General features: G+C 66.2%; 15 protein-coding genes, 2 tRNA genes and 1 riboswitch. Of the genes, 8 read left to right on the top strand and 9 right to left on the bottom strand.

The features are described from left to right. Positions 1-12: 12 nt before the first annotated feature. The gene (locus tag HRV97_RS09865; RefSeq protein ID WP_174194079.1) at positions 13-1,326 is read right to left on the bottom strand and encodes an Nramp family divalent metal transporter; all 1,314 of its coding nucleotides are present in this window, start codon (positions 1,324-1,326) and stop codon (positions 13-15) included. An 89-nt stretch (positions 1,327-1,415) separates the two neighbouring features. Further along, positions 1,416-1,541: a hypothetical protein gene (locus HRV97_RS17670; RefSeq protein WP_281356802.1), complete on the bottom strand. Its 126-nt coding sequence runs from the start codon at positions 1,539-1,541 to the stop codon at positions 1,416-1,418. On the opposite strand from HRV97_RS17670, the gene HRV97_RS09860 reads away from it, so the two are divergent. Continuing rightward, complete coding sequence (locus HRV97_RS09860; protein ID WP_174194078.1) at positions 1,527-1,949, top strand: DUF2147 domain-containing protein; 423 nt, start codon at positions 1,527-1,529, stop codon at positions 1,947-1,949. The genes HRV97_RS17670 and HRV97_RS09860 overlap by 15 nt on opposite strands. 88 nt (positions 1,950-2,037) lie before the next feature. Here the strand turns inward: HRV97_RS09860 and HRV97_RS09855 are convergent, their stop codons facing one another. The 3 genes from HRV97_RS09855 to HRV97_RS09845 all read right to left on the bottom strand — a co-directional run bounded on the left by HRV97_RS09855 (position 2,038) and on the right by HRV97_RS09845 (position 5,280). Then, on the bottom strand, positions 2,038-3,066 hold the full coding sequence (locus tag HRV97_RS09855; protein ID WP_174194077.1) for a methionine synthase: 1,029 nt from the start codon (positions 3,064-3,066) through the stop codon (positions 2,038-2,040). 37 nt (positions 3,067-3,103) lie between these two features. Continuing rightward, entirely contained in the window at positions 3,104-4,090 is a 987-nt protein-coding gene (locus tag HRV97_RS09850) for a putative oxygenase MesX (protein ID WP_174194076.1), read from the bottom strand. A 123-nt stretch (positions 4,091-4,213) separates the two neighbouring features. Next, a riboswitch (cobalamin riboswitch) is annotated at positions 4,214-4,431 on the bottom strand. 219 nt (positions 4,432-4,650) lie between these two features. Then, positions 4,651-5,280 (bottom strand): DNA-3-methyladenine glycosylase family protein, encoded by a 630-nt coding sequence (locus HRV97_RS09845; protein WP_174194075.1) that lies wholly within the window; start codon positions 5,278-5,280, stop codon positions 4,651-4,653. Between the two features lie 78 nt (positions 5,281-5,358). Between HRV97_RS09845 and HRV97_RS09840 the strand changes: the two genes are divergently transcribed. Then, the gene (locus tag HRV97_RS09840) at positions 5,359-5,676 is read left to right on the top strand and encodes a 2Fe-2S iron-sulfur cluster-binding protein (RefSeq protein WP_174194074.1); all 318 of its coding nucleotides are present in this window, start codon (positions 5,359-5,361) and stop codon (positions 5,674-5,676) included. Positions 5,677-5,718: 42 nt separating this feature from the next. Here HRV97_RS09840 and rlmB read toward each other — a convergent pair whose 3' ends face one another. Further along, positions 5,719-6,465, bottom strand: a complete 747-nt coding sequence (gene rlmB / locus HRV97_RS09835; RefSeq protein WP_174194073.1) for a 23S rRNA (guanosine(2251)-2'-O)-methyltransferase RlmB — start codon at positions 6,463-6,465, stop codon at positions 5,719-5,721. 215 nt (positions 6,466-6,680) lie between these two features. On the opposite strand from rlmB, the gene HRV97_RS09830 reads away from it, so the two are divergent. Next, a tRNA-Tyr gene (locus HRV97_RS09830) sits at positions 6,681-6,766 on the top strand. A 285-nt stretch (positions 6,767-7,051) separates the two neighbouring features. Here HRV97_RS09830 and HRV97_RS09825 read toward each other — a convergent pair. Then, positions 7,052-7,125: transfer RNA gene (locus HRV97_RS09825), tRNA-Gly, on the bottom strand. A gap of 943 nt (positions 7,126-8,068) precedes the next feature. On the opposite strand from HRV97_RS09825, the gene HRV97_RS09820 reads away from it, so the two are divergent. Both HRV97_RS09820 and HRV97_RS09815 read left to right on the top strand, forming a co-directional pair. Continuing rightward, positions 8,069-9,571, top strand: a complete 1,503-nt coding sequence (locus tag HRV97_RS09820) for a L,D-transpeptidase family protein (protein WP_223176727.1) — start codon at positions 8,069-8,071, stop codon at positions 9,569-9,571. Between the two features lie 25 nt (positions 9,572-9,596). Continuing rightward, the gene (locus HRV97_RS09815; RefSeq protein ID WP_174194072.1) at positions 9,597-9,953 is read left to right on the top strand and encodes a hypothetical protein; all 357 of its coding nucleotides are present in this window, start codon (positions 9,597-9,599) and stop codon (positions 9,951-9,953) included. 140 nt (positions 9,954-10,093) lie between these two features. On the opposite strand, the gene HRV97_RS09810 is transcribed toward HRV97_RS09815, so the two are convergent. Then, on the bottom strand, positions 10,094-10,378 hold the full coding sequence (locus tag HRV97_RS09810) for a hypothetical protein (protein WP_223176726.1): 285 nt from the start codon (positions 10,376-10,378) through the stop codon (positions 10,094-10,096). Beyond that, complete coding sequence (locus HRV97_RS09805; protein WP_425505755.1) at positions 10,378-11,448, bottom strand: glycerophosphodiester phosphodiesterase; 1,071 nt, start codon at positions 11,446-11,448, stop codon at positions 10,378-10,380. The genes HRV97_RS09810 and HRV97_RS09805 overlap by 1 nt, the downstream gene beginning before the upstream one ends. A gap of 58 nt (positions 11,449-11,506) precedes the next feature. On the opposite strand from HRV97_RS09805, the gene HRV97_RS09800 reads away from it, so the two are divergent. Genes HRV97_RS09800 through HRV97_RS09790 form a run of 3 tightly spaced genes read left to right on the top strand, consistent with a single transcriptional unit; the run spans position 11,507 to position 15,284 of the window. Beyond that, positions 11,507-12,070, top strand: a complete 564-nt coding sequence (locus HRV97_RS09800; RefSeq protein ID WP_174194069.1) for a 2Fe-2S iron-sulfur cluster-binding protein — start codon at positions 11,507-11,509, stop codon at positions 12,068-12,070. After that, entirely contained in the window at positions 12,067-13,032 is a 966-nt protein-coding gene (locus tag HRV97_RS09795; protein WP_174194068.1) for an FAD binding domain-containing protein, read from the top strand. Before HRV97_RS09800 ends, HRV97_RS09795 begins: the two co-directional genes overlap by 4 nt. Then, the gene (locus tag HRV97_RS09790) at positions 13,029-15,284 is read left to right on the top strand and encodes a xanthine dehydrogenase family protein molybdopterin-binding subunit (protein ID WP_174194067.1); all 2,256 of its coding nucleotides are present in this window, start codon (positions 13,029-13,031) and stop codon (positions 15,282-15,284) included. The genes HRV97_RS09795 and HRV97_RS09790 overlap by 4 nt, the downstream gene beginning before the upstream one ends. The last annotated feature ends 20 nt before the right edge of the window (positions 15,285-15,304 follow it).

The raw sequence follows: 15,304 nt of genomic DNA, 5'->3' as shown, positions 1-15,304 counted from the left end.
CCTTCCGCCGGCTTACCCGGTTGCCATGCCCCACAGCAGGTAACCGTTCAGCAGCACGATCACCGCCGCGATCGCCCAAGCGAGCAGCGACAGCCAGCGCGGCGCGACGAAGCTGCCCATATAGCCGCGGTCGACGGTGAAGGCGACGAGCGGGATCACCGCGAAGGGAAGCTGGAGGCTCAAAATCACCTGGCTCAGCACCAGCAGCTCGCTCGCCCCGCGGTCGCCCGCCGCGCCGACCACGATCACCGCGGGCACGATCGCCAGCGCGCGCGTCACCAGCCGACGAAGCCAGACCGGCAGCCGCAGGTCGAGAAAGCCTTCCATCACGATCTGCCCGGCGAGCGTGCCGGTGACGGTAGAGTTCTGCCCGCTCGCCAACAGCGCGATCGCGAACACCGCGCTCGCCCCCCCGACTCCCAGCATCGGCGCGAGCAACTGGTGCGCTTCCTCGATCTCGGCGACCTGCGTGCGACCGGCGACGTGGAAGGTGGAGGCGGCGAGGATCAGGATCGCCGCGTTGATGAAGAAGGCGAGCCCGAGCGCGACGGTTGAATCGATCGTCGCGAGCTTGAGCGCGCGGTGCCGCGCACCTTCCGCTTCACCGTAATCGCGCGTCTGAACAATCGAGGAATGGAGGTACAGATTGTGCGGCATCACGGTCGCACCCAGGATGCCGATCGCGATGTAGAGCGCGGCCGGGTTGGTCACGACCTCGGGCCGGGGGACCAGCCCACCCGCCACCGCCATCCAATCGGGCCGCGCCCAGATCAGCTCCAATCCGAAACACACCGCGATGACGACCAGCAGCGCGCCGATGAATGCTTCCAACTGGCGAAAGCCACGGCGTTGCAGCGCCAGGATCACGAACACGTCGAGCCCGGTCAGCACCACGCCCCAGACCAGCGGCAGGCCGAACAGCAACTTGAGCGCGATTGCGGTGCCTAACACTTCGGCGAGATCGCAGGCGATGATCGCGATCTCGGCGAGCAGCCACAGGACGAAACCGACCGGCTTCGAAGTGCGCGCGCGACACGCCTGCGCCAGATCGTGCCCGGCGCCGATCCCGAGTCTCGCGGCGAGCGATTGCAGCACGATCGCCATCAGGTTGGAACACAGCACCACCGACAGCAGCAGGTAACCGAACGCCGATCCGCCCGCGATGTCGGTCGCCCAATTGCCCGGGTCCATGTACCCGACCGCGACCAGCCAGCCCGGCCCGACGAAGGCCAGCATGGTGCGCCAGAAGCCCGCATCCTCGGGCACCCGGATCGAAGCGTAGCTGTCGGCCAGCGAACGAGCGGGCGAGCGGGTGGACGATGACATCGCGGCTGCAATGCGGGAGAAGTGCAACGGTTTCAACGCGCATGATCGCGCCCGACGATCGCGCGCGTGCCGTGTCCTAATTGTCGCAGCTAGCCGAGCCTTCGCGCGATGATCGCGGCGTTGCGCGCGTACAGGCCGCTGCCGCCGCTCACGCCGATCGTCCATTGCGCGTTCATCGTCTTGCTCCATAGAGTGAGCGCATGAGAACGCTTCACCTGCTCGCCGCCGCGACCGTCGGCACCCTCGTCATGGCCGTGCCGGCGCAGGCCGCGCAACCGATCAACGGCCGCTACGTCACCGAGGACGGCGCCGCGCTGGTCGAGGTCGGTCCGTGCGGTGGCAAGACCTGCGGTCGGATCGTGCGCGTGCTGAAGGCGCGGCCGGGCGCCGCCGCGACCGACGTCAACAACAAGGAAGCGTCGCTGCGCAACCGCCCGATCGTCGGCATGCCGGTGTTGTCCGAGTTCACCGATGGCGGCAGCGACTGGCGCGGCCGTATCTACGATCCGCGCAACGGCAAGACCTACAAGTCGATCGTCGTCCGCAACCCCGACGGTACGTTGAAGGTGCAGGGCTGCATCGCGTTCATCTGCAAGACGCAGACCTGGCGCCCGGCACGCTGAGGCATCGCGCCGGGTTCGGTCCGTCGCTCACGCCTAGCGTCGGATCGGTCGTGAGAGGCGGCGCTCGCGCAGCGCCCCTCGCCCACGCTCACGCCGTCAGTTCTGCGCGGACGATCGCCGCGCCGGCACCCAGCGCTTCCAGCTTGCCGCGCGCCACCGCGCGCGACAGCGGCGCCATGCCGCAATTGGTAGCGGGCAGGAGCTTGTCGGCGTCGACGAAACGCAGTGCTTGCCGCAGCGTGTCGGCGACCTGCTCGGGCGTCTCGACCGTGTCGGTCGCCACGTCGATTGCGCCCACCATCACCTTCTTGCCGCGGACGAGCTCGATCAAGTCCATCGGCACGCGCGAATTCTGACATTCGAGCGAGATGATATCGATGCTCGACTGCTGCAGCATGGGGAACGTTTCCTCATATTGCCGCCACTGCGAGCCCAGCGTCTGCTTCCAGTCGTTGTTGGCCTTGATGCCGTAGCCGTAGCAGATGTGCACCGCGGTTTCGGCGCTCAGCCCCTGCGTGGCGCGCTCCAGCGTGGCGATACCCCAGTCGTTCGCTTCGTCGAAGAAGACGTTGAACGCGGGTTCGTCGAACTGGATGATGTCGACGCCCACCGCTTCCAGCTCGCGCGCTTCCTGGTTCAGGATCGTCGCGAACTCCCACGCCAGCGTCTCGCGGCTGCGGTAATGCGCGTCGTACAGCGTATCGATCATCGTCATGGGGCCGGGCAGCGTCCATTTGATCGGCTGCGCGGTCTGCGCGCGCAGGAAGCGGGCATCGTCGACGAAGACGGATTGGGGGCGTGACACCGCGCCGACGACCGTCGGCACGCTCGCATCGTAGCGGTTGCGGATCCGCACTGTTTCGCGGCGCGCGAAATCGACGCCGCTCAGATGCTCGACGAAGGTAGTGACGAAATGCTGGCGCGTCTGCTCGCCGTCGCCGACGATCGTGATGCCGGCGCGGTGCTGATCGTCCACTGCCAGGCGCAGCGCGTCGCGCTTGCCCGCGACCAGTTCGTCACCCTCCAGCTTCCAGGGCGACCAAAGCGTTTCGGGTTGCGCGAGCCAGGAGGGCTTGGGCAGGCTTCCCGCAGTGGTGGTGGGCAGCAATGTCGTCATGGTTGGGTCAGCCTTGTTCGGTTCGGGATCGTGCGGGTCAGCGCGCAAAGTTTTCGGACCATTGGTGCAACCGCGCGCCGTGCGGTTTGATGAGCTGTTCCTCGGCGAAGCGTCCCTGCTGAACCGCCAGGCGGCTGCGCTCCTCGCGGTCGTAGACGATGCGGGTGAGCGAGAAGTCCTGATCGGTCAGGCTCGGTCGGTAGCGTGCCGCGGCGACCGAGTTGGCGTTGTAGATTTCGGGACGGTAGATCTTCTGAAACGTTTCCATCGTGCTGACCGTGCCGGCTAGCTCTAGGTCGGTGTGATCGCCGATCAGGTCGCCGAGGTGGTAGAAGGCCAATGGCGCGACCGCGTGGCGCGGCATGAAGTAGCGGACCTTCATCCCCATCTTGCCGAAATAGGCGTCGGTGGATGAGGAGCGCTCGGCAGTATATTCGACGCCGAGCACCGGATGCTCGTTGGTTGACCGATCGTAATGCTGGCTGCTCGACACACTCAAACAGATGACGGGCGGCTTGGCGAAGCGGTCGCGGTACGCGGCCGACCTAACGAAATGCTTGAACAGATTGCCGTGCAGGTTGCCGAAGTCGACCGGCACGCCGCCATCTGCGTGGTGCGCCAGATGGTCGGGCAGCAGCACGCTGAAATCATAGTCGCGGATGTAGGAGGAAAAGTTGTTGCCGGCGATGCCGGGGATGCGCGCGCCGGTGATCCGGTCGACGATGGTGGTGTGCAGGATCTCGATCAGCGGGAACGCTTCCGCCACCCTGGCGGCATCGATCAACAGCCCGGCGGAGACGATGCGCAGTTCGACCGCGTACCGGTCCCCCGCGGCATTGTCCCACGGTGCGAGCGAGTTGAAGCGGTTGTTGATCATGCGCAGCGTGTTGCGCAAATTCTCGCGCCGCCGCTCGCCGCGTGCCAGGTTGGCGAAATTGGTCGTGGCGCGCGTGTTGTCGGCGGGGCGGTAATCCTCGTCGAACGGGATGCTGTTGATCGTGAACGTGAAGCCGCTGTCGGTCATGACTCACCTGCTGTGTTCGGGCAGGGAGCTACGAGGGAACGCACCAAGCACGTGGAGCCCGGACGACGGATGCGCCGCGGACCACATTGAAGCGCGATCCACCGGAGGAACCCCCGTCCGAGGAACGTTATGGCGTCAAAGGCAGGTCTCCTGGCTTGCGGGTCAGCACGGCGGCTCCGGCCTTCCCAAGCCTCGTGCAAAGGCTCAGTGGCACCAAAAGGAACCGCCGCTCGCCGCTTACAGTTGCGGGGGCAGCGTCGGACTCTGCCTGCAAGGCATCACCGACTTCCCGTCTTAGCCCCGCCGTCATGCCTGAGGCGGGGAACCTCGACATGGCCGTTCAACACCAGCGCGCACGCCTTGTCAATCAAGATATAAAGATATCTTTATACCGTTATCTCGTGAGGACTAAACTGACGACGGCGGAGAGCGAATAGTCACCCACATGGCTTCGTAATGAGCCTGTTGCATCAGAAATGCCGATCGGCGCCTTGTTCGCGGTCAGCGATCCTCGTGACCCGGAAGCGAGCGCAGGCGCGCCACTCCTGCAGGCGCGACGCCTAGACCGGCGCCGCGTCGGGCCCTGCACCGTAATGATGCCAAGTGAAGATCGCCGCCGCCCCGCGGTGCGGACGCCATGCTTCCGCCAGTTCGCGCGTCAGCTTCTCGCTCGGCCGCGCATTGAGGCCGAGGATGCGGCCGACCTCGATCTGCACCGCCAAGTCGCCCGCAGGCCAGATGTCGGGACGGCCTTCGGCAAACAACAGGTAGACCTCAGCCGACCAGCGACCAATCCCCTTCACGCGAATGAGCTGCGCGAGTGCTGCCTCGTCGTCGGCGGGCAGACCGGCGAGGTCGAGCCGGCCGCTCAACACTTCCTCGGCCAGACTACGCGCGTAGCCGATCTTCTGCCGCGAGAACCCGCAGGCGCGTAAACTCTCGTCACTCGCCGCGGCGACCGCCGCAGGGTCGTTCGGATCGCCGACCTGCTCCTCCAGCTTGCGCCACACCGCGTCGGCGGCGCGCACGCTGACCTGTTGGCCGACGATGGTGCGCAACAAGGTGGCGTAGCCGCGCTGGCGGATGCGGGGTGCTGGGTAGCCGACGCGCGCGATCGCGTCGCCGAACGCGGGCTCGATCGCGGCGAGCGCGTCGAGCCCGGCGCGCAGGTCCCGCTCGCTCAGGCCCATCGCGCAACCCGTTGCGCGCACCATTGCTCGGGCGCGTGCGACGCGGCATGGAAGCCGTCACCAATCGGAGAGTTGATCATGCCCAAGCTTATCGTCGTCACCCGCGAGGGGGAAGAACGCGAGATCGACGGCGAGGTCGGCCTGTCGGTGATGGAAGTCATTCGTGATGCCGGCATCGACGAGATCCTGGCGCTGTGCGGTGGCTGCTGCTCCTGCGCGACGTGCCACGTCCACGTCGACCCGGCCTTCGCCGATCGCCTGCCCAAGATGAGCGAGGACGAGAACGATCTGCTCGATTCGTCCGCCGACCGCGACGCGGGCTCGCGCCTGTCGTGCCAGATACAGTTCACCTCGGCGCTCGACGGGCTGAAGGTGCGGATCGCCGAAGAGGATTAAAGCGGTGCCGGCGCGGTCGATCGCCGCGCCCTGCCCGTCCGTTCAGCCGCGCGCCGCCACCGCGTAGAGCGCGATCGCGGCGGCGTTGGAGACGTTCAAGCTCTCCACCTTGCCCGAGATCGGCAGCCGCGCGAGTTGGTCGCAATGCGCCTCGGTGTTCTGTCGCATCCCCTCGCCCTCTGCGCCGAGCACGATCGCGGGGCGCGTCTCGCCCAGTTGCTCGGCGAGCAACGCCGGCGCGTGGCCGGTAAGCCCGATGCGCCAGAAGCCCGCCTCACCGATCTCGTCGAGCGCGCGCGCGAGGTTCACGACCCGCACCCACGGCACAACCTCGAGCGCGCCCGAGGCCGAGCGCGCGAGCACGCCCGATTCAGGCGGCGCGTGGCGGTCCTGCGTCACGATGCCGAGCGCGTCGAACGCCGCGGCCGAGCGCATGATCGCGCCGACATTGTGCGGATCGGTGACCTGATCGAGCACGATCAGCGGGCGACGGTCGCCCTCGCCCTGCGCCAGCAGGTCGCCCAGCCAGATTTCTTCCAGCGGATCGACTTCGGCGACCAGCCCCTGGTGCGGCGCGTCATTGGGCACCAGCCGGCCGAGATCGGGCGCTTCGGCGAAGACGACGGGCAGCGCTGATGGCAGGTCGAGCGCCGCCAACGCCTCGCGGGTGCCCCACATCTTGCGCACCACCCGCTCGGGGTTGGCGAGCGCGGCGGTGACCGCGTGGCGGCCCCAGAAACGCGGGCGATTGCCTTGCGTCTGGCTCGGGCGATGGCCGCGCCGCGCCATCAGCGCTGAAATCCGTGATCGTGCATGGATGCGTGCCTATGCGGCGGACCGCTGCTGCGCAAGCATGTGCGAAGGGGCTTGCGTCCGCCCGCCGCCCCCTCTAGGAGCCGCCTTCTTCGTCGCTTCGGCGGCGTTGAACAGCGGCCTGACCAGCCGCCTGCACCGTGCCCGCATCGTGCAGCAGGTGCCGAACAACCGTTCGGCGCGACCCGGATGGAAGGGTGGCCGAGTGGTTAAAGGCAGCAGACTGTAAATCTGCCCGCGTGAGCGTACACTGGTTCGAATCCAGTCCCTTCCACCACTTCTTACTTTGTGTTTGGAAGTCGTCTTGGTGCGCTCCACCGTGGCAAACGGCAAAGCGGCGCGGCGTGTGTGATGGGTCATCGCCCGTTTGGAACATCGCCAGCAGTCGAGCGGTGATATTCACTTCGAGCGGCGCGACCGGCCCGCTGATCGCTCTCTACGGCAGCAGATAAGCAATGGCTATAATTGGCCATTGGCCGCTCAGCGCCACATTGCACCGGACCGGGTCCAGCGACGTCCTAGCTGCCGATGCACGACAGCATTTAATCAGGGGAAAGGAGGGTGGAGCGGGTAGCGGGAATCGAACCCGCGTATTCAGCTTGGAAGGCTGCTGCACTACCATTGTGCTATACCCGCTAAGCGGCTGCAACCGCTACCGATTTTACCGCATCGCCAAAGTTGTTTTGCAACTCTATTTTGCAGTGATGCGGATTAAAGCCATCTGGTGTGGCGGTCAACTGCCATCGGAAAGAGGGGCTTCGCCTCCGCTCGATTGGCTCGAAAGCCAGAAAAAGGGCGGCTTGATCAAGCCGCCCTTTCCCGGTGATGTCGTGTCCTGAGCTAGGTAGATACAAATCGGCTCACCAAACGTCGCACTCGCTGGCTGCCTGCATTAAGATCGAAGCCTAGACCCCTGCGAACCATCACGCGCGTAGTTGAGTTAGACCCTGCCAAGCAGCATCGTCGTGGCGAAAGACGATCACCTCATTCCTAGGCCAGACCTCGTCAACGGTAGATGTAAGCCATTCTTGTATCTGGCTGACGTCGCTCTCGTTCGACACGCCAACGTACATGGCGTCCGGCAATTTCCACCAGCGGCCGCTTTCGCCCTTAATCTCTCGCTTCCATCCGATCGAGGACAAGCGCTGATGCACTTCGTTGTAAACAGCGCCCTCAGGTGGCCCGTTCAATTCAATTCTTGCAGCACAACCATGCATTCTTTGCCTCATCATTGTGAGTTGCGGGAAAATGCGACCGCCAACACTTTCTGCGAGACACACCGCAAGGGCAAGTGGCTGAAACGTAAAGTGAACGCGTTTCTCGTGAGTAAATTCGATACTTTTTTCCTGCCGATCGCCGGACGGGATGGAGCGGAGAGAGCGAATTGTCGGCTAACCTGTGCGACCGCAATCTGACGCGCGGCCTTTGTGGCCATTACAACCCACGCACCGCATCGGCGCGCCACGATTGTTTCGCGAACTGTGCCACTTGCGGTATAGCAGCGCGTTCATCGTGGCGCAGGGTCGGGTCGTTAACCGCGACACCAGCTCGGAATGGATCGAGCAGAGGACAAGAGTTCATGAACAGGTTGAACGCGTTTCACGGTCGCTCGCGTCAGGGGCAGGCTGCGTGGATGCGACGTGCGATCCGGACGGCGACGGGTGGCTCGCTGATCGCCCTCGCCTCGCTTGCGGCTGCGCAGGAAACGCCGGCTCCCGTACTCGCCCCGCCGGTCGGAGCGACGATGGTGGCGCAGCCGCTGCCGCAACTGTCGGACGCGCAGGCGCGCCAACTCGCCAAGTTGATCGCGCAGGACGAGGTCAGGCAGGGCCTGCGCCAGGGTGCGCCGCGCGACCTGAGCGCGACCGGGGGCGACGCGCTGGTGCGCGTGGCGCTCGATCACGCGCGCGCGGTGCATGCCGGGCGGCTCGACGCCAGCGATTTCGAGCGCGACTGGGGCATTCGGCCGCAGCGCTTCGATCCGCTGCCCGGTTTCGCCGACGCGGTGGCGCGTGATCGGCTGGCAGCGTGGATCGCGTCGCTGCCGCCGCCTTATGCCGGCTATGACGCGCTGGTCGCGGGTCTGGCCCGTTATCGCGAAATCGCGGCCGATGGTGGCTGGAGCAGCGTGTCGGCTGCGCCCGAGCTGAAGTTCGGTCGATCGGGTCCAGCGGTCGCAGCGTTGCGCAAGCGATTGTCGGCAGAGGATCCGCAGGTGGCGGCGAGCGGCGACAAGTTCGACGCCGGGTTGCTCGACGGTGTGCGGCGCGCGCAGCGGCGTTATGGCTTGAACCCGGCTGGCGACGTCGGCGCGCTGACGCTGGCGGCGCTCAACGTGCCGGTCACCACGCGGATGCGGCAGATCGCGGCGAACATGGAGCGATGGCGCTGGCTGCCCGCGCAATTGGAGCAGAAGCGCGTCCAGGTGAACGTCGCCGCCGCTGTGCTGACGGTGTTCGACGGCGACGCCCCCGTCATGTCGATGAAGGCAGTGACCGGGCGGCCGGGCAACGAGACGCCGATGCTGGTGTCGTCGATCCACTCGGTGGTGCTCAATCCGCCGTGGAACGTGCCGAGCTCGATCGCCGACAAGGAATTGTGGCCCAAGGAGCGCGCCAACCCCGGCTATCTGAAGCGCAACGGTTTCCGCGTGATCGACAATGGCGGATCGAAGCGGTTGCAGCAATCGTCGGAGAAGAGCGCGCTCGGGCGCTACAAGTTCGATTTCGCCAACGATTTCGCGGTCTACCTGCACGATACGCCCGCACAACAAGGCTTCTCGCGCTTCGACCGCCTCGCCAGCCACGGCTGCGTGCGGCTGGAAAAGCCCGAAGCGCTCGCCAAGCTATTGATGAAGACCACGCCCGAATGGCAGCCCGCGGCGATCGACACCACCGTGGCGGCGGGCAAGACGGTGCGCGCGAAGATGGCTGAACCGGTCGCGGTGTACCTGCTGTACTGGACCGCGTTCGCGAGTCCGACGGGTCAGGTCGGCTTTCGTGAAGACCCGTACGGCTGGGACGGCGAATTGGCCAGCAAGGTCGAGGCGCGACAGGCGAAGCAGACGCTCGCCTCGCTGTAATGGTTTCGTTTGTAAGGATGCGTTGATGATCAGGAAGAACAAGGCCGTACTCACACTCGGCGGTGCGTTGCTGCTCGTCGCAGGCCTGCCCGGTTGCTCGGGCTCGCGTGACGACGCGACCGTGAGTGAGAACGTCGTCGAGGAGAATACCGCAGTCGAGACGCCGCCGCCGGTCGAGCCGCTGCCCGCCCAGACGACGACGCCCGAGCCGCTCCCGTCAATCGACCTGAATGCCACCGCCGAGGCGCTGCCGCCCGAGACCACGCCGTCGCAGGACGAACAGATGGCGGACGATGCGTCGGCGACCGGCATGACCGCGCGCGCCTCGCGTGACGAAGCGGCGGGCGAGCCCGCGACCGGCGGCAATTTCAGCGATCGCTAATGCGTTCCCGTTTGACCTGATCCGGGATCACGCTTCTTCTCGGCGCCGACGTTAAAGCGGGTCCTCGGATCAGGTCGAGGATGATGCGAGGCAAATAGGCCCGGCGAGGCGTGACAGGCCCGCGCTGATTGCGCTTAGCTTCAGCGTTCGCGCTGCCCGGCGACATAGCCCTGGTAGGGCGGGCAAGCGTCGCGCCTCTTGCGGCAGTCACGCTCGTAATCGCGGCGCTCGCGTTCCTCGCGCTCGGCCTGCTTGCGCTGCTGGCGGACGTACTTCTCGTCGCGCTCGCGCGGGCTGGTGGTGGCGAGATCCGCTGCCTTGCCGACCGCGCGCACCGGCATCGTCGCGACGTTCCACGCCGTCCTGACGCAGCCCCCGGTCGCGAGCAGCGGCACCGCCGCCAGCATCAGCACAACTCGACGCATCACTCGTTCTCCCGCGCGACATGACCGTCACGTGTCGCGACACCGATAGCAGGAAAGTCGGTAAAGAACCCGTCTATCCCCTGTGTCAGCGCCGCCGCCATCTCGCCCGCGACATCGCCATGCACGTGCGGCTCACCCACACGGCGGAAGGGTGCGCGCACGAACACATTCTCCGCGCGATAGGTCCAGGGATGCACGCGCAATCCCGCGGCGTGCGCGTCGGCGACCAGCGTGGTGGGCGCGTCGCCCTGCCCCCGAATCTGCCACAGCATCGCCTTGTCCGGCCCTATTCCCCAAGCGTAGCGGGCCACCTCCCGCAACCCCGCCGGTGTCACCATCGCGGCGTAGCTGACTGCGGCGCCGTCGGCGGGCGCTCCGGCAGCGGCGACGAGCTGGATCAGCCGAACTCGCGTCAGCGTCTTCAACCGCTTGAGGTTGTCCACCTCGAACGACTGGATGAACACGGGCGCGTCTGCACCGTCCCATCCCGCGGCCTTGAGTTGATCGACCAGCAGCCGGTCGGTGGGATGGCCGATGCGCGCGAAATAGGTCGGGTGTTTGGTCTCGGGATAGATCGCCACACCCCGCGCCTTCGCCAGCGCGATGATCTCGGCCAGCGTCGGGATCGTTTCCTGCCCGTCGAACGCGGTGTTGGCGGCGCGCAGTTGCGGCAGCCGCTCTTTCGCGCGCAGCGTCTTCAACTCGGCGAGCGTGAAATCCTCGGTGAACCAGCCGGTCAGCGTCTGGCCGTCGATTATCCTGGTCGTGCGCCGCGCGGCGAACTCGGCGTGATCCGCGACGTCGGTGGTCTCGGAAATCTCATTCTCGTGCCGCGCGACCAGCACGTCGTCCTTGGTCGGCACCAGGTCGGGCTCGATCACGTCAGCGCCCTGCTCGATCGCGCGAGTGTAGCTCGCCAACGTGTGTTCGGGCCGCTCGCCGCTGGCACCGCGATGCGCGATCACGATCGGGGGCGAGGACAGGCGCGGGCTGGCAGGAGCGGCGGTCATGCGCGCACCCTGCCCCGCCGCGTGGCCCGATGCCAGCAGCAGCGCGGCGGTGAGAGTCATTCGCAGGGATATGAAGCGCATAACGCACGTTACGGGACGAGCAGCGAAAAGGCGGATCATGCGCTTCACCATTAATCAGAAAACCTACGACGCGGATGTCGATGTCCGCACCTCGCTTCTCGACCTGTGTCGCGAGCACCTGGGACTGACCGGCAGCAAGAAGGGCTGCGACCATGGTCAGTGTGGGGCGTGCACGATGCTGGTCAACGGACGGCGCATCAACTCCTGCCTGTCGCTCGCCGTGATGCATCAGGATGACGAGATCGTGACGATCGAGGGGCTGGGCACGGTGGAAGATCTCCACCCGATGCAGGCCGCGTTCGTGTCGCACGACGGTTACCAGTGCGGTTACTGCACGCCGGGGCAGATCTGCTCGGCGGTCGGCATGCTCGACGAGGTGAAGAAGGGCTGGGCCAGCCATGTCACCGGCGATCTGGGCGAGGTATCGCTCTCCGACGCGGAGATTAGCGAGCGGATGAGCGGCAACATCTGCCGCTGCGCCGCCTACCCCAATATCGTCGACGCGATCCGCGAAGTCGCGGGCCAGTCGGGCGAAGAGGCGATCAAGCCCGCGCCGCGTACCGCGAGCGAGCAACCCGCGCAAGAGAAGGTGTCGGCATGAAGACGTTCGATTACCGCCGCGCCGACACGATCGAGGCGGCGACGCACGCGAACGGCCGCTTCATCGCGGGCGGCACCAATTTGCTCGATCTGATGAAGCTGCAGGTCGAGACCCCCGAGCGGCTGGTCGACATCAGCCGGCTTGACCTCAACACGATCGAGGAGCGCGACGATGGCGGGCTGACGATCGGCGCGCTGGTGCCCAACAGCGATCTCGCCGCCGACCCGCGCGTGGTCGACAAATATGAAGTGCTCAGCCGTGCGCTACTCGCGGGTGCCTCGGGGCAGTTGCGCAACAAAGCATCGACCGGGGGCAACCTGCTCCAGCGGACGCGCTGCTATTATTTCTATGACACGGCGTCGCGCTGCAACAAGCGCGAGCCGGGTTCGGGCTGCGACGCTCAGGGCGGCTTCAACCGCATCCTGGCGGTACTCGGCACCAGCGAACAGTGTATCGCGACGCATCCGAGCGACATGGCGGTGGCGATGCGCGCGCTCGATGCGGTGATCGTCACGCAGAAGGCGGACGGCGACAAGCGCCGCATCTCGATCCACGACTTTTATCGCCTGCCCGGCGACACGCCGCAGATCGAGACGGTGCTGGAGGCGGGCGAGCTCATCACCCACGTCGAGCTGCCAGCGCCACCCGCCGGCAAGCAGGTCTATCGCAAGGTGCGCGACCGCGCCTCCTACGCCTTCGCGCTCGTCTCCGTGGCGGGTGTAGTCGAAGTAAAGGACGGCGTCGTCGCGTCGGCCGCGCTCGCCTTCGGTGGGCTCGGGCCGATGCCGTGGCGCAACCCCGCGATCGAGGCCGCGATCGTTGGCAAGGCGCCGTCGACCGAGGCGTTCGAGGCGGCGGCCGATGCGCTGCTCGCCGACGCGCGCGGCTACGGCTCGAACGACTTTAAGATACCGCTCGCGCGGCGCACGCTGATCGCGACCCTCAGGGATTTGACCGCATGAGCATCTTAGGCAAATCGTTCGGGTCCGACGACACCGAGACCAACGCGCTCGTGATGGACGATCCGCGTCCCAAGAGCTTCCTCGACGACGGCGCACAGGACGTGATCGGCAAGCCGATCAACCGGGTCGAAGGTCCGTTGAAGGTCGCCGGGCGTGCGCCTTACGCGGCCGAATATCCGGCCGAACGGCTCGTTCACGGCGTGCTGGTGCGCGCGACCTTTGGCCGCGGCAAGATCACCAAGATCGACGACAGCGTGGCGCGCGCGCTGCCAGGCGTCATCGACGTGATCGTCGACTATGACACGTTCATCCGCAGCCCCGGCCAGGGCGGCGACACCAACGCGCCGACGCAGGGCGTGCAGGACGTGCAATATTTCGGCGAGCCGGTCGCGGTCGTCGTCGGCGAGACGTTCGAGGCCGCGCGCGACGGCGCAGCGGCAGTCCGGCTCGAATACAAGGAAGCCGACGCGAACTTCGTCTTCGCCGCGCACAAGGACCAGGGTAAGGAGCCGAAGAAGGACCAGATTCCCGGCCACAGCAAGCAGGGCAATTTTGCCAAGGCGTTCAACGAAGCGCCGGTCCAGCTCGATGTGACCTATACGACGCCGAGCCAGAATTCGACCGCGATGGAGCCGCACGCCTCCATCGCGGAATGGCGCGACGACACGCTGATCCTGCATGGCGCGTATCAGATGGTGGCGAGCGATCAGCAGCAGCTCGCCAAGGCGCTGGGCGTGTCGGCGGACAAGGTGCGGATCATCGCGCGCTACGTCGGCGGCGGGTTCGGCTCGAAGCTCGGCATCGCGCCCGAGAGCGTGGCGGCGGCGGTCGCGGCGAAGAAGCTTGGTCGCCCGGTCAAGATCGTGCTCGCACGGCAACAGGTGTACGAGGCGACGGTGCGTCGTTCCAACACCGAGCAGCGCATCCGGCTCGGCACCGACGCCAGTGGCCGCATCGACGCGCTCAGCCACAATTCGCTGATCGCCAACACGCCGTACGAGCAATATTGGGAGCCGGTCGGCGTCGGCACGCACTTCATCTACGGTGGCGAGAACCGCGAAATCAATCACGACCTGATCCCGATGAACCTGACCGCGGCAGGCTCGATGCGTGCGCCGGGCGAGGCGGTCGGCATGATGGGTCTGGAATGCGCGATGGACGAGCTGGCGGAGAAGCTGGGCCTCGACCCGATCGAGTTGCGCCGCCGCAACGAACCCGCGCAGGAGCCCGAGAAGCAGATCCCCTTCTCCAGCCGTGCGATGATCCCTGCGCTGGACCAGGGCGCACAGCTGTTCGGCTGGTCGCAGCGCAAGGCAGCGGGCACCGACCGCCGCGGCGAGTGGCTGTACGGCATGGGCGTCGCCGCCGCGGTGCGATCGAACCAGTTGCAGAAATCGGCGGCCAAGGTGACGCTCACCACCGACGGTCGCGCGATCATCGACACCGACATGACCGACATCGGCACCGGCACCTATACCATCCTGGCGCAGATCGCTGCCGAGACGCTGGGGCTGCCGGTCGAGAAGGTCGTCGTCCACCTGGGCGACGGCAAGGCACCCGCGTCGTCGGGATCGGGCGGTTCGTGGGGCGCCGGCTCGTCGGGCTCGTCGGTCTATCTCGCCTGCGAGGGCATCCGCGAGAAGCTGGCCAAGGCGATGGGCGCATCGGCCGAGGAGATGACGCTCAAGGACGGCCGTGCAATCGCGCAGAACCGCGCGGTGCCGGTTACCGAGTTGATCGAGGAGAACCTGTCGGTGATCGGGCAGATCGAGCCGGGCAAGCAGGAGAAGAAATTCCACCAGGCCAGCTACGGCGCGCATTTCTGCGCGGTGAAGGTCAATGCGGTGACGGGTGAGGTGCGGGTCGAGCGGATGCTGGGCGTGTTCTCGGCCGGACGCATCCTGAACGAGAAAACCGCGCGGTCGCAGTGTCTGGGCGGCATGACCTTCGGGATCGGCGCTGCGCTGACCGAGGAGCTGATCCACGACGAGCGCAACGGCAAGGTCGTCAACCGCGACATGGCGGAGTACCACGTGCCGGTGAACGCCGACGTGCCGCAGCTGGAGGTCCACTTCCTCAACGAACGCGACATTCACGCCAACCCGATCCAGGCCAAGGGGATTGGCGAGCTCGGCATCTCGGGCGCGGGCGCGGCGGTCGCCAACGCGATCTACAATGCGACCGGTGTCAGGGTGCGCGATTTCCCGATCACCTGCGACAAGATCATCGAGCAATTGCCGTTCGACGCGTGATGATCGTGGGACGCCGGGGT

Origin of the sequence: Sphingomonas hominis (assembly GCF_013328205.1) — a bacterium.
GTDB lineage: Bacteria > Pseudomonadota > Alphaproteobacteria > Sphingomonadales > Sphingomonadaceae > Sphingomonas > Sphingomonas hominis.
Note: the sequence above shows the minus strand (reverse complement) of the source record. Positions and strands in the feature narration are given on the sequence as shown.

Bases quoted from the DNA above. Each gene is read 5' to 3' on its own strand.
- HRV97_RS09865 (WP_174194079.1), bottom strand. From the start codon at position 1,326: ATGTCATCGTCCACCCGCTCGCCCGCTCGTTCGCTGGCCGACAGCTAC.
- HRV97_RS09860 (WP_174194078.1), top strand. From the start codon at position 1,527: ATGAGAACGCTTCACCTGCTCGCCGCCGCGACCGTCGGCACCCTCGTC.
- HRV97_RS09855 (WP_174194077.1), bottom strand. From the start codon at position 3,066: ATGACGACATTGCTGCCCACCACCACTGCGGGAAGCCTGCCCAAGCCC.
- HRV97_RS09850 (WP_174194076.1), bottom strand. From the start codon at position 4,090: ATGACCGACAGCGGCTTCACGTTCACGATCAACAGCATCCCGTTCGAC.
- HRV97_RS09845 (WP_174194075.1), bottom strand. From the start codon at position 5,280: ATGGGCCTGAGCGAGCGGGACCTGCGCGCCGGGCTCGACGCGCTCGCC.
- HRV97_RS09840 (WP_174194074.1), top strand. From the start codon at position 5,359: ATGCCCAAGCTTATCGTCGTCACCCGCGAGGGGGAAGAACGCGAGATC.
- rlmB (WP_174194073.1), bottom strand. From the start codon at position 6,465: ATGGCGCGGCGCGGCCATCGCCCGAGCCAGACGCAAGGCAATCGCCCG.
- HRV97_RS09820 (WP_223176727.1), top strand. From the start codon at position 8,069: ATGAACAGGTTGAACGCGTTTCACGGTCGCTCGCGTCAGGGGCAGGCT.
- HRV97_RS09815 (WP_174194072.1), top strand. From the start codon at position 9,597: ATGATCAGGAAGAACAAGGCCGTACTCACACTCGGCGGTGCGTTGCTG.
- HRV97_RS09810 (WP_223176726.1), bottom strand. From the start codon at position 10,378: ATGCGTCGAGTTGTGCTGATGCTGGCGGCGGTGCCGCTGCTCGCGACC.
- HRV97_RS09805 (WP_425505755.1), bottom strand. From the start codon at position 11,448: ATGACTCTCACCGCCGCGCTGCTGCTGGCATCGGGCCACGCGGCGGGG.
- HRV97_RS09800 (WP_174194069.1), top strand. From the start codon at position 11,507: ATGCGCTTCACCATTAATCAGAAAACCTACGACGCGGATGTCGATGTC.
- HRV97_RS09795 (WP_174194068.1), top strand. From the start codon at position 12,067: ATGAAGACGTTCGATTACCGCCGCGCCGACACGATCGAGGCGGCGACG.
- HRV97_RS09790 (WP_174194067.1), top strand. From the start codon at position 13,029: ATGAGCATCTTAGGCAAATCGTTCGGGTCCGACGACACCGAGACCAAC.